Origin of the sequence: Streptomyces sp. NEAU-YJ-81, assembly GCF_017592595.1 — a bacterium.
Lineage (GTDB): Bacteria > Actinomycetota > Actinomycetes > Streptomycetales > Streptomycetaceae > Streptomyces > Streptomyces hygroscopicus_B.
On record NZ_JAGFNO010000025.1, the window covers coordinates 104,298 to 117,208 of the forward strand.

The window sequence follows — 12,911 nt, forward strand, 5'->3', positions numbered from 1 at the left end:
GGGCCGCAGGTGGTCGTGATGCCCGCGCCTCTGCGCCGCGTGGGCGGAGAAGCGAATGAAAGGCGCGGTATGAGCGCCGTACGCGCGGCCGCCGGGCCGCAGGTGGTCGTGATGCCCGCGCCTCTGCGCCGCGTGGGCGGAGAAGCGAATGAAAGGAGCACAGCATGAGCGCCGTGGGAGGAGAGAGCAGCATGAGCGACGGCAAGGGCCTGCGCATCGTCCGGCTGGCCAACTTCGTCACCCCCGCCTCCGGCGGCCTCCGCACCGCGCTGCGCGAGCTCGGGGCCGGTTATCAGGCGGCCGGGCACGAGGCCGTCCTGGTGGTGCCGGGCGAGCGGGTCTCGGACGAGCGGACCCGGCAGGGGCGGGTGATCACGCTGCCCGGGCCGACCATTCCCGGCACCGGCGGCTACCGCGTCCTGACCGACCGGCGGCGGCTGACCCGGCTGCTCGACGGCCTGGCACCGGACCGGCTCGAGGTGTCGGACCGCACCACCCTCCGCTGGACGGGGGAGTGGGCGCGGCGCGCCCGCGTACCGGCCGTGATGGTCTCCCACGAGAGCGCGGACGCCGTGCTGCGCACCTGGGGTGTGCCGGACGGGTTCGCCCAGGGCGCCGCGGACCGGCTCAACCTCCGTACCGCGCGGGCGTACTCGCGGATCGTCTGCACCACCGAGTGGGCGGCGCGCGAGTTTGTACGGATCGGCGCGCGGAATGTCGTACGCGCCCCTCTGGGCGTGGATCTCGGCCACTTCCACCCCTCCCACTACGACGCCGCGCTGCGGGACCACCACCGCGGCGAGGCGGCCGTTCTCCTCGCCATGTGCTCGCGGCTCTCGCCCGAGAAGCGGCCGGGCCGGGCGCTCGACGCGCTCGCCGAGCTGCGGCGGCGGGGCGTCTCCGCGGCGCTCGTGGTCGCCGGGGACGGGCCGCTGCGGCCGCGCCTGGAGGCCCGCGCCCACGCCGAGGGGCTTCCGGCCGTCTTCCTCGGCCATGTGGCGGAGCGGGCGGGGCTCGCCGCCATCCAGGCCAGTGCCGATGTCGTGCTGGCGCCGGGCCCGGCGGAGACCTTCGGCCTCGCGGCGCTGGAGGCGCTGGCGTGCGGTTCGCCCGTCGTCGTCAGCGCGCTCTCCGCGTTGCCCGACATCGTCGGCGCCGCGGGCGAGACCGCCGCGGACAACGGAACGGCCTTCGCGGACGCCGTGGAGCGCGTTCTGGCCCGCTCGGTGCCCCTCCGCCGGGCGGCGGCCCGGGCACGCGCCGAGCGCTACGGCTGGCCCGCCGCGGTCGCCTCCTTCCTGACCGCCCATGACGCGTCCACCGAGGGCGTCCGGTGCGCCGACGGCGGCCGGGTCCCGGCCGCAGCGCTTCCGGCCGCCACGGCGGTCTCCGAGCACCGGGCAGTCGGCGGTGTGCGGTGAGCGCAGCCGGCGCTCACACGGGGGACCGCGCTGGTACGGAACCGTCTCGTACGGAGAACGTCCTTACGGAGGCTGCCGTTAAGGACACCGTCCTTACGGAGGCCGTCCTTACGAAGACGGAGACGGAGGGTGCGGGGCAGGGTTCCACCACTGCCCCGCACCCGGCGGCCGGGCGGACGCCCGGCCCGAGGCCGGGCACGGGCGACGGCGCGGAGCCGCGCAGGCTGCGGTTCGCCGCCCTCGGCGACTCGCTCACCGAGGGGCTCGGCGACCCGGCGCCCCGCGGCGGATGGCGTGGCTGGGCCGCACTTCTGGCGGCCGCCTCCGGGCCGCATCCCGATGAGCCCGTGGAGTTCGTCAATGTGTCCCGCAGCGGGGCGCTGGCCGCCGATGTCGCCGATGAGCAACTGGCCGAAGCCCGCCGCGCCCGCCCGCATCTGGCCTCGGTCGTGGTCGGCGGGAACGACACGCTGCGCGACTCGTTCGACATCCACCGGGTCGCCGAGGCCCTCGACCGCACGATCGGCGCGCTGCGCGCCGACGGCGCCGTGGTGCTCACCGCCTGCCTGCCCGACCCCGGGCGGATGCTGGGGCTGCCCTCCGCGCTCGCGCGCCCCCTGGGACGCCGGATGCGCGCGGTGAACACCGTGGTGCACGCGCTGTCCCAGCGGTACGAGGCGGTCCATGTGGAGCTAGGCGACCACAGCTGGGTCGCCGAGCGGCGGGCGTGGAGCGTGGACCGGCTGCATCCCAGCGAGCTCGGGCACCGGCTGCTGGCCAGGGAGTTCCACAGCGCCCTGCGCGCCCGGTCCATCGCGACCGGCGCCCCGCCGTCCCTGGAACTCGACGGCATCGCGCCCTCGCGCGCCGCCTGCGCGTGGTGGATGGCGACCCGCGGCACCCGCTGGATCGCGGACCGCTGCACCGACCTCCTGCCCGGCCTGGTCGCGCTGGCGGCCCTGGAGTGGAGGCACCGCCTCCGGGGCACCGCGCATCTGCTGGAGGAGCGGGACCGGCGGGCGACTCTCGCCGCGCTGACCGCGGTGACCAGCGGCCCGGCCCCCGCCCTGCTCCCTCATCTGCCCGCCGGCTCCCTCACCGAGCGGCCCACGCCCTCCTCCGTCGCCCCGCTCGCCCAGCAGTCCGCACCCGCGCCCGCCGCCCCGCCGGCTCACCCGCCCGCCGATCCGTTCATCGCCGACACACCGCCGCCCGCTGCGACAATGGCGGGGTGACGGGTCGCTGGGAATTCTGGATCGACCGGGGCGGAACCTTCACGGACGTCGTCGGCAAGCGTCCGGACGGCCGCCTGGTCACCCGCAAGTTGCTCTCCCACCACCCCGAGCGCTATACGGATGCCGCTGTCGAAGGGATCCGGCAGACGCTGGGGCTCGGCCCCGGTGAACCGGTCCCGGCCGACCGGATCGACGTCGTCAAGATGGGCACCACGGTCGCCACCAACGCCCTGCTGGAGCGCAAGGGCGAGCCGACCGTCCTCGTCGTCACCGAAGGCTTCCGGGACGCGCTGCGCATCGCCTACCAGAACCGCCCCCGCCTCTTCGACCGCCGGATCCTGCTCCCCGAGGCGCTGTACGACCGGGTGGTGGAGATCCCCGAGCGGGTGGACGCCCACGGCGAGATCGTCCGCCCCCTGGACCTCGACGCCGCCGCCGAGGCGCTGCGCACCGCCCACCGCGACGGCTTCCGCAGCGCGGCCGTCGTCCTGCTGCACGGCTATCGGCACGCCGCCCACGAACAGGCCCTCGCCGCGGTGGCGCGCGACCTGGGCTTCCCGCAGGTGAGCTGCTCCCACGAGGTCAGCCCGCTGATGAAACTGGTATCGCGTGGCGACACCACCGTGGTCGACGCGTATCTCTCACCCATCCTGCGCCGCTATGTGGAGGACGTGGCCGCCGAACTGTGCGGTATCCGGCTGATGTTCATGCAGTCCAACGGAGGGCTGCGGGAGGCCGCGCACTTCCGGGGCAAGGACGCGGTGCTGTCCGGACCGGCGGGCGGTGTGGTGGGCATGGCGCGCTCCTCCGGCGAGGCCGGACACGACCGCGTCATCGGCTTCGACATGGGCGGCACCTCGACCGATGTCTCGCACTACGCGGGCGAGTTCGAGCGCGTCTTCGGCACCGAGGTCGCCGGGGTGCGGATGCGCGCCCCGATGATGAACATCCACACCGTGGCGGCGGGCGGCGGTTCGGTGCTCCACTTCGACGGCCGGCGCTACCGCGTGGGGCCGGACTCGGCCGGTGCCGTCCCCGGCCCCGCCTGCTACCGGCGCGGTGGCCCGCTGACCGTGACCGACGCGAATGTGATGCTCGGCCGGATCCAGCCGGACCACTTCCCGGCGGTCTTCGGCCCGCACGCCGACCAGCCGCTGGACGCGGCGACGGTCGGGGAGCGCTTCGCGGCGCTCGCCGAGGAGATCGCGGAGGCGACCGGCGACCGGCGCGGACCGGAGGAGGCCGCGGCGGGCTTCCTGGACATCGCGGTGCTCAACATGGCCAACGCGGTCAAGAAGATCTCCGTGCAGCGCGGCCGTGACGTCACCCGCTACGCGCTCACCAGCTTCGGCGGCGCGGGCGGCCAGCACGCCTGCGCGGTCGCCGACGCGCTCGGCATCGGCACGGTGATCGTGCCGCCGCTCGCGGGGGTGCTCTCCGCGTACGGCATCGGGGTGGCCGACGCCACCGCCATGCGCGAGCAGGCCGTCGAGGCGGAGCTGGGCGAGGAGACGCTGCCGCGCGTGCGCGAGCTGTGCGCACGGCTGGCCGGCCAGACCCGGGACGAACTGCTCGCGGACGGTGTCCCGGAGGACACCCTGGACACCGTCGCCCGCGTCCATCTGCGGTACGCGGGCACGGACTCCAGCATCCCCGTCCCGCTGGCTTCCGTCCCCGCGATGACCGAGGACTTCGTCCGGGTACACCGCGCGCGCTACGCCTTCACCATGGAAAAGCCGCTGGTCGTGGAGGCGGTGTCGGTCGAGGCGGTCGGCGCCTCCGGGCCCACCGGCGGCCATGCCGTGGAACGGCCGCCCAGAAAGGGCGAACTGGCGCCCGTGACGACCGTAAGGATGTTCGCGGAAGGGCGATGGCAGCGGACGGCACTGTATGAACGCGACCGTATGCGCCCGTCGGACCGGGTCACCGGCCCCGCGATCATCGCCGAGGAGGACGCCACCACCGTGGTCGACCCCGGCTGGCAGGCCACCGCGGGCGAAGGCGGCCCTCTGCTGCTCACCCGGGTCCGGCCGCGGCCGAGCACCACCGCGGTCGGCACCGAGGCGGACCCCGTGATGCTGGAGGTCTTCAACAGCCTCTTCATGGCCATCGCCGAACAGATGGGCGTGCGCCTGGAGCACACCGCCCACTCCGTCAACATCAAGGAGCGGCTCGACTTCTCCTGTGCCCTCTTCGACGCCGAGGGTAATCTCATCGCCAACGCCCCCCACATCCCGGTGCACTTGGGCTCCATGGGCGAGTCCATCAAGGAGGTGCTGCGGCGCAACGGGGACACGATGCGGCCCGGCGATGTATACGCGATCAACGACCCGTACCACGGAGGCACCCACCTGCCGGATGTCACCGTGGTCAGCCCGGTCTTCGACGAGGCGGGGGACGAACTGCTCTTCCTCGTCGCCTCGCGCGGCCACCACGCCGAGATCGGCGGGATCACCCCCGGCTCCATGCCCGCCTTCAGCCGCACCATCCAGGAGGAGGGCGTCCTCTTCGACAACTGGCCGCTGGTACGGGACGGGGCGCTGCGCGAGCGGGAGACCCGTGAACTGCTGACCGGCGGGCCGTATCCGTCCCGCGCCCCGGACGCCAACCTCGCCGATCTGCGCGCCCAGATCGCCGCCAACGAGAAGGGCATCCAGGAACTGCGCCGGATGATCGGGCAGTTCGGCCTCGATGTCGTGCACGCCTATATGGGGCACGTCCAGGACAACGCCGAGGAGTCCGTGCGCCGCATCGTGACCGGCCTCAGCGACGGCTCGTACCGCTACGAGACCGACGGCGGGGCGGTCATCCACGTCACCCTTACGGTGGACCGCACGGCGCGCGGCGCCCTCCTGGACTTCACCGGCACCTCGCCCCAGCGGCCGGGCAACGACAACGCGCCCAGCTCGGTGGTGATGGCGGCCGTGCTCTATGTCTTCCGGACGCTGGTCGCCGAGGACATCCCGCTCAACAGCGGCTGCCTGAAGCCCCTCGAGGTCCGTATCCCCGAGGGCTCGATGCTGGCGCCCGTCTTCCCGGCCGCCACGGTCGCCGGGAACGTCGAGACCTCCCAGGCCGTCACGGGCGCCCTGTACGGGGCCCTGGGCGTCCAGGCCGAGGGCTCGGGCACGATGAACAACGTCACCTTCGGCAATGATCGCGTCCAGTACTACGAGACGGTCGCCAGCGGCTCCGGCGCGGGAGACGGCTTCGACGGCGCGGACGCCGTACAGACCCATATGACCAACTCCCGGCTGACCGACCCCGAGGTGCTGGAGTGGCGCTATCCGGTGCGGGTGGAGAGCTTCGCGATCCGCCGGGACAGCGGCGGCCGCGGCCACTGGCGCGGCGGCCACGGCGTCTCCCGCCGCATCCGCTTCCTGGAACCGATGACCGTCGCCCTGCTCACCGGCCACCGCCGGGTGCCCCCGTACGGCATGGCGGGTGGCGAACCGGGCGCGCTGGGCGCGAACCTGATCGAGCGCGCCGACGGTTCGGTGGACCGCCTGGAGGGCCGCGACGCGGCGGACGTCGGGGTGGGGGACATCCTGGTCGTCCACACGCCGGGCGGGGGCGGTTACGGCCCGGCGGAGGAGGCCGGGGACTGATCGCCGGTGGCCGGTGCCGGATTGGACGCATGACCGCTCATCGTGGCGCGGCGGCACTGACGCCCCCGGGGACGGGCCGAGGCCGCCCCGGGGCTCACCGAGGAAGCCCGGTGTGAGCCATGGCGCGTTCGGATCCGTTTGCCGCCGCCACGATCGGAAACCCGACCCTTATCGAAGCCCGCCAGGACGCGCCCGCATGATTCCCGGGCGGCGCCCGCTCGCGAACCATGCGTGTGAGTCCGACGGCGGGCGCTTACAGCACCGTCGTTCACGGAAGGGGCAGCCATGGCCTGGTGGCAGAAGGCCGAATGCACGCACGAGGACCCGGAGCTGTTCTTCCCGGTGGGGGTGGCGGGCCCGGCCGCCCAGCAGCAGGAGGCGCGGGCCAAGGAGGTCTGCCACCGCTGTCCGGTGATCCAGGAATGCCTGGAGTACGCGCTGGAAGCCGGGATGACCCACGGGGTCTGGGGGGGCGTCGGTGAGGAGGAGCGCCGCTCCCTGCGCCGCAAGGCGCAGCGCAGGGAGCGGGTCGGCGCACGGCGGGCCCGCTAGGGGCTGCCGGGGCCGGGTCCCATCCGGGCCAGGGCCGACTATGGGGTGTCCGGCGGACCATGCGGCGGAGCCGCATATCGAGCCACGCGGCGGAGCCGCATATCGACGCTTCCCCTCCCCGCCCCTTCCCGCAGCATCGACATGCGGCTCCGCCGCGTGGCAGAGGCTCCGCCCCGGGACCTGGGTCGGAGCCCCAGTTGAGGGAAGGGGCGGGGCGGGGAGCAGCCTGCCGCAGGCGTCAAGATCCGTCGGATACCTCCTGGCGCAAGGGCCTGTTAATAGCTGAGCCCGCCCGCGACGTCGCGCCGCGCAGGCGGTCCCCAGGAGGCCCGGCCCAGCGGGGTGAACCGTACCGGGGTGCCGGGGACGGCCTGCGCGGCGGCGGCCAGATACGACTCCGGCACGACGCCCACGACCGGGTAGCCGCCGGTCGTCGGATGGTCGGCGAGGAAGAGCACCGGCCGTCCGTCCGGCGGGACTTGGAGCGCGCCGAGCGCCATCCCCTCACTGGCCAGCTCACCGTCCTTCGCCCGTTCCAGCGAGGGGCCCTCGGTCCGCAGGCCGATCCGGTTGCTCGCGGCCGAGACCCGGAAGTCCCCGGTGGTGAGGGTGCGCAGCCCCGCCGGGGTGAACCAGTCGTCGCGCGGGCCGAGCACCACGGGAAGCACCAGCTCCGGTGCGACGCCCCGATGCGGTACCCCGTCCACACCGGGCGCGGGCCTGCCAGGCGGCCCGAGCCGCAGCACCGCGCCGTCCGCGAGCGGGGCCGGGCCCAGCCCGGAGAGCACATCCGTGGCCCGGCTGCCGAGCACCGGCTCGGCCTCGACACCACCGTCGAACGCCACATAGCTGCGCACCCCGTGGGTGGCGGCCCCGGCCTCCAGGAGCGCGCCCGCGGCCACCCGTACGGCCGCTCCCCACGCCGCGGGGCGGCCGTCGACCGTGACCGGGCAGGGCGCGCCGGTGACCGCGACCGTCGCCGGGCGGCGCAGCCGCACCGCACAGCCGGTCAGCGTGGTCTCCAGGGTGGCGGCCCCTTCGGCGTTGCCCACCAGGCGGTTGGCGAGCCGGTGGGCGGGCTGGTCGAGCGCACCCGAGCGGGGCACCCCGAGATGGGCATGGCCGACGCGGCCCAGGTCCTGGACGGTGGTCAGGGCTCCCGGGCGTACGACGACGAAGGCGCTGTCGGTCATGGCGCCGTCCCTCCCGGAGCGGGGCCCGGTGCCGAGCCCGCCGCACCCCGTGCCGGGATGAAGCGGACACGGGTGCCGGGGGTGAAGAGCGCCGCCGGGTTCCGCGCGGTGTCCCACAGCACGGCGTCCGTGGTGCCGATGAGCTGCCAGCCGCCGGGGGACGAGCGCGGATAGACACCCGTGTACCCGCCCGCGAGGGCCACCGAGCCGACCGGCACCCGGGTCCGGGGCGTCGCGTGGCGCGGCACGTGGAACCGCTCGGGCAGCCCCGTCAGATAGCCGAAGCCGGGCGCGAAGCCGCAGAAGGCCACCCGGAACTCGGTGCCGGAGTGGATCCTTACGGCTTCCTCGGGCGTCACCCCCCACCGCTTCGCGACCTCGGCCAGATCGGGCCCGTCGTAGCGCACGGACACCTCGACGATGTCGCTGTCGCCGCGGTCCAGTGGCGGTATCCGCCAGCCGGGCAGCTCGGTGGCGAGCCGCCCGGGGTCGGCGAGCCCGTCGAGGAACACGGTGCGGGCGGCGGGCACGATCTCGCGTACGGCGGGCAGCTCCCGCGCGGCGGCGCGGCGCAGCAGCTCGGCGTGGAGCGCCTCGGCCGCCTCGCCGCTGTCGACCTCGATGAGCAGCCCGTGCTCGCCGACGGGCAGGGACCGCAGAGTCATGCGAACGCCGCCACGCGCACTCCGGCGGCCGTCAGCTCGCCCCGCACCCGGCGGGCCAGGTCGGCGGCGCCGGGGGTGTCGCCGTGGACGCACAGCGAGCGCACGTCCACCTCGATGCGCTGTCCGTCGATCGAGGTCACCGCGCGGTCCTGGGCGAAGCCGAGGGCGCGCTTGACCACCGTGTCCGGGTCGGAGACCACGGCGCCGGGCTCGCCGCGCGGGACGAGGGTCCCGGCGGCGGTGTAGGCACGGTCGGCGAACGCCTCGGCGATCACCGGCAGCCCGGCCGCGCGGGCCGCCTCGTGCAGCCGGGACCCGGGCAGCCCCAGCACCGGCAGCGGACCACCCGCGGCCAGCCGGACGCCCTCGACCACGGCGGCGGCCTGCGCCTCGTCGTGCACGCTGCGGTTGTAGAGCGCGCCGTGCGGCTTGACGTAGTGCACCCGCGCCCCGGCGGCGCGGGCGAAGATCTCCAGCGCGCCGATCTGATAGGCGATCTCGTCGGTCAGCTCCCGCGGCGGGACGTCCATGCTGCGTCGGCCGAAGCCGGCCAGATCACGGTAGGAGACCTGGGCCCCGATGCGCACCCCGTGCTCGGCGGCCAGCTCGCACACCCGGCGCATGGTCGAGGGGTCCCCGGCGTGGAAGCCACAGGCGACATTGGCGCTGGTGACGATGGACAGCAGGGCCTCGTCGTCGGTGAGCTCCCAGCGGCCGAACCCCTCGCCGAGGTCGGCGTTGAGATCGATGGACAGGTTCGCCAAGGATGCGGTCATATCCGTCCGTTCGGGGCGTGGGGGATACGTGAGGGGCTGTGGGTGGCACCACAAGGTAAGCGATCGTTGAACGATCCGACAAGATGGTTGTTGTCCGGTGACGGTTTCTGGGCTTGACTTCTCGCTATACGGGACGAACGAGACACCGAACAGGGGCTGATGTGGCGAACGGGACAAAAGGCGTAAACCGCCGGTCCGGCGAGTCGTCGGAGGAATCGTCGGACGAGTCGCCGGGGATGTCGGAGACGCCGGAGGCGGTGGAGACGGCCGGGTACCCCCAGGTCTCCGGTCTCGTCGCCGGGCTCGAGGCCGACCGGGCCCTGCTGGGGCGCACCAGCACGGCGGAGCGCGTCGCCGACATCCTGCGCGACCGCATCGCCGAGGGGTTCTTCCCGCCCGGCACCCGGCTGTCCGAGGACAGCGTGGGCGGTGCGCTCGGCGTCTCGCGCAACACCCTCCGTGAGGCGTTCCGCCTGCTGACCCATGAGCGGCTGCTGGTGCACGAGCTGAACCGCGGAGTGTTCGTCCGCGTCGTCACGGTCGACGACCTCAATGACATCTACCGCGTGCGCCGGCTCGTCGAATGCGCGACGGTGCGCGGCCTGGGGGAGCCGCCCTACGCGGTCCAGGCGGTCGAGGCGGCGGTCCTGGCGGGCGAGCGCGCCGCGCGGGACCGCGCCTGGCAGGACCTGTCCACCGCCAATATCCGCTTCCATCAGGCGATCGTCTCCCTCGCCGGAAGTCCCCGCGCGGACGAACTCATGCGCGGGGTGCTGGCCGAGCTCCGGCTGGTCTTCCATGTCATGGCCGACCCCCGCCGCTTCCACGCCCCCTATCTGGTGCGCAACCGCCAGATCCTGGAGGTGCTGCAGAGCGGCGACGCGGTGGAGGCGGAGCGGCTGCTCGCCTCCTATCTGGACGATTCCCAGGGACAGTTGGCCGATGCCTACGGACGGAAGATGTCCCGGCGATAGAGGTTTCCCAGCGGTAAACGATCCGACGGAGCCGGAACAAGTTCGTTTCAGGCTCTTGTCGGATCGTTGAACGAACGCCTAGCCTCCGGTGCACTCTCCTCACGCCCCCGTGAGGTCCTTCTGCGCGGAAGGCTGGACGCATGATCGTTCTCCTTGGCGTCCTCGTGGTGATCCTCGGATTCGCCACACGACGCAACCCGTTGCTGGTGGTGGGGGTCGCCGGCATCGCCACCGGACTGCTGGCCAAGCTCTCGCCCCAGGAGATCCTGGCGGCCTTCGGCGACGGCTTCGCCTCCAGCCGCTCGGTGACGATCTTCGTCATCACCCTGCCCGTGATCGGCCTCCTGGAGCGCAACGGCCTCCAGGAGCAGGCCCGGACCCTCATCGGGCGGCTCGGCAAGCTCACCACCGGCCGGTTCCTCGCCCTCTACCTGGCCCTGCGCCAGCTCACCGCCGCGCTCGGCCTCACCAGCATCGGCGGCCCCGCCCAGAGCGTCCGGCCCATGGTCGCGCCGATGGCCGAAGGCGCCGCGGAACGCCGCCACGGCCCGCTGCCCGAGCGGGTCCGCGAGCGCGTCCGCTCGTACTCCGCCAGCGCCGACACGGTCGGGCTGTTCTTCGGCGAGGACTGCTTCCTGGCCATCGGCTCGATCCTGCTGATCACCGGATTCGTCAACACCACGTACCACACCCATCTGGAGCCGCTCCAGCTTGCGCTGTGGGCCATCCCCACCGCCGTCTGCGCATTCCTCATCCACGGCTTCCGGCTGCTGCGCTTGGACCGCTCCCTGGACCACGACCTCGCCGCCCCCGGCGGCCGATCCGCTGCCGAGGGCAGCCGCACCGCGGAGGAAGCCAAGTGATCAAGGCGGAGTGGTTCTACTGGCTCGTCGGCGCCGTCTTCCTCGCCATGGCCGCCCAGATGGCCGTCGACCGCAGCAACCCCAAGCGCCTTGGCTCGGCCGCCTTCTGGGGGCTGCTCGGCGGCTGCTTCTTCTACAGCAGCTGGGTGGTGGAGAAGAAGGTCCCGGCCGAGCCGCTGGGCGTAGCCGTCCTCGCCATGGTCTGCCTCGGCGGCTTCCAGCTCACCGGGCGTGGCGTGCCGAACACGACCACCCCCGAGCAGCGCACCGCCACGGCCGCCCGGCTCGGCAGCAAACTGTTCGTCCCGGCGCTCACCATCCCGCTGGTCGCCGTCGTCTGCGCCTCGGCCGTCAAGCACTGGCACATCGGGGGCGAGCCGGTCCTGGAGGAGGGCAGCGAGACCATCCTCGGCCTCGGCTTCGGCGCGATCGCCGGGCTGCTGGTCGCCATGGTCGTGGTGCGCGAGCGGCGGCCCTCGGTGCCCCTGCACGCCGGCCGGAGCCTGCTGGAGTCCATGGGCTGGGCGCTGCTGCTGCCCCAGCTGCTCGCCGTGCTCGGCTCCATCTTCCAGGTGGCCGGGGTCGGCACCCAGGTCGGCAAGATCACCGAGCAGCTGCTGCCGGACGGCCAGAAGTACATCGCCGTGGCCGTCTACTGCGTCGGAATGGCCCTGTTCACCATCATCATGGGCAACGCCTTCGCCGCCTTCCCGGTGATGACCGCCGCCATCGGCTGGCCCGTGCTCATCCAGCAGATGCACGGGGATCCGCCCGTCGTCCTCGCCGTCGGCATGCTGGCCGGATTCTGCGGCACGCTCGTGACCCCCATGGCCGCCAACTTCAACCTGGTGCCCGCCGCGCTGCTGGAACTCAAGGACCAGTACGGGCCCATCAAGGCGCAGATCCCCACCGCCGGGGCGCTGCTGGTCTGCAACATCGCCATCATCTCGCTCTTCGCCTTCTGAAGGGGGCCGCTGTGACCCGAGTTCTTCTCACCGGCTTCGAGCCCTTCGCGGGCTCGGACGTCAACCCGTCGTGGCAGGCCGTCTCCCTCGTCGCCGCCGCTCCGCCGCCCGGCACCGAGGTCACGGCCGTACAGCTCGCATGCGTCTTCGGCACCGCGCTCGAGGAACTGGCCGCCGCCGTGGAGGAGGCCGACCCCGATCTGGTGCTGTGCGTGGGCCAGGCCGGCGGCCGTCCCGGTGTCACCGTCGAGCGGATCGCGATCAACGTGGACGACGCCCGCATACCCGACAACGCCGGACGGCGGCCCATCGACGAACCGATTATCGAGGGCGGCCCCGCCGCCTACTTCGCCTCCCTGCCCGTCAAGGCGTGTGTCGCGGCCGTCCGCGAGGCCGGGATTCCGGCCGCCGTCTCGCAGACGGCCGGAACCTTCGTGTGCAACCACGTCTTCTACGGCCTGGCCCATCTCATCGCCACCGAGCGGCCCGCGCTGCGCGGCGGTTTCGTCCACCTCCCGTACGCGCCGGAACAGGTCGTGGACCGCGCTGAACCGGCACTGCCCGCCGCGATGTCCGCCGACGCGCTGCGGGCGATCATCGGGGCGGCCGTGCGCAACCGGACCGACCTGCGCATCGCCGAGGGAGCAACGCATTGAACG

11 protein-coding genes are annotated in these 12,911 nt (G+C 73.3%); 8 read left to right on the forward strand and 3 right to left on the reverse strand.

What is annotated here, in order from left to right; all coding sequences use genetic code 11:
* Window positions 1–164: 164 nt before the first annotated feature.
* The 4 genes from J5X86_RS37275 to J5X86_RS37290 all read left to right on the forward strand — a co-directional run bounded on the left by J5X86_RS37275 (window position 165) and on the right by J5X86_RS37290 (window position 6,816).
* Entirely contained in the window at window positions 165–1,421 is a 1,257-nt protein-coding gene (locus J5X86_RS37275) for a glycosyltransferase (protein WP_374229329.1), read from the forward strand.
* Window positions 1,418–2,656 (forward strand): SGNH/GDSL hydrolase family protein, encoded by a 1,239-nt coding sequence (locus J5X86_RS37280; RefSeq protein ID WP_208521094.1) that lies wholly within the window; start codon window positions 1,418–1,420, stop codon window positions 2,654–2,656. The genes J5X86_RS37275 and J5X86_RS37280 overlap by 4 nt, the downstream gene beginning before the upstream one ends.
* Window positions 2,653–6,264, forward strand: a complete 3,612-nt coding sequence (locus J5X86_RS37285; protein ID WP_208521095.1) for a hydantoinase B/oxoprolinase family protein — start codon at window positions 2,653–2,655, stop codon at window positions 6,262–6,264. Before J5X86_RS37280 ends, J5X86_RS37285 begins: the two co-directional genes overlap by 4 nt.
* Window positions 6,265–6,549: 285 nt before the next feature.
* Window positions 6,550–6,816 (forward strand): WhiB family transcriptional regulator, encoded by a 267-nt coding sequence (locus tag J5X86_RS37290; RefSeq protein ID WP_208521096.1) that lies wholly within the window; start codon window positions 6,550–6,552, stop codon window positions 6,814–6,816.
* 275 nt (window positions 6,817–7,091) lie between these two features.
* On the opposite strand, the gene J5X86_RS37295 is transcribed toward J5X86_RS37290, so the two are convergent.
* Genes J5X86_RS37295 through J5X86_RS37305 form a run of 3 tightly spaced genes read right to left on the reverse strand, consistent with a single transcriptional unit; the run spans window position 7,092 to window position 9,450 of the window.
* Entirely contained in the window at window positions 7,092–8,009 is a 918-nt protein-coding gene (locus J5X86_RS37295) for a biotin-dependent carboxyltransferase family protein (protein ID WP_208521097.1), read from the reverse strand.
* Window positions 8,006–8,674: an allophanate hydrolase subunit 1 gene (locus J5X86_RS37300; RefSeq protein WP_208521098.1), complete on the reverse strand. Its 669-nt coding sequence runs from the start codon at window positions 8,672–8,674 to the stop codon at window positions 8,006–8,008. Before J5X86_RS37300 ends, J5X86_RS37295 begins: the two co-directional genes overlap by 4 nt.
* Complete coding sequence (locus tag J5X86_RS37305; RefSeq protein ID WP_208521099.1) at window positions 8,671–9,450, reverse strand: LamB/YcsF family protein; 780 nt, start codon at window positions 9,448–9,450, stop codon at window positions 8,671–8,673. The genes J5X86_RS37300 and J5X86_RS37305 overlap by 4 nt, the downstream gene beginning before the upstream one ends.
* A gap of 236 nt (window positions 9,451–9,686) precedes the next feature.
* Between J5X86_RS37305 and J5X86_RS37310 the strand changes: the two genes are divergently transcribed.
* From J5X86_RS37310 to pcp, 4 genes are all read left to right on the forward strand, one after another.
* Complete coding sequence (locus J5X86_RS37310; RefSeq protein ID WP_208521100.1) at window positions 9,687–10,424, forward strand: GntR family transcriptional regulator; 738 nt, start codon at window positions 9,687–9,689, stop codon at window positions 10,422–10,424.
* 140 nt (window positions 10,425–10,564) lie between these two features.
* Window positions 10,565–11,287: a DUF969 domain-containing protein gene (locus J5X86_RS37315; RefSeq protein ID WP_078645834.1), complete on the forward strand. Its 723-nt coding sequence runs from the start codon at window positions 10,565–10,567 to the stop codon at window positions 11,285–11,287.
* Window positions 11,284–12,252, forward strand: coding sequence for a DUF979 domain-containing protein (locus J5X86_RS37320; RefSeq protein WP_208521101.1), 969 nt, complete (start codon window positions 11,284–11,286; stop codon window positions 12,250–12,252). Before J5X86_RS37315 ends, J5X86_RS37320 begins: the two co-directional genes overlap by 4 nt.
* A gap of 11 nt (window positions 12,253–12,263) precedes the next feature.
* Window positions 12,264–12,908, forward strand: coding sequence for a pyroglutamyl-peptidase I (gene pcp / locus J5X86_RS37325; protein ID WP_208521102.1), 645 nt, complete (start codon window positions 12,264–12,266; stop codon window positions 12,906–12,908).
* The last annotated feature ends 3 nt before the right edge of the window (window positions 12,909–12,911 follow it).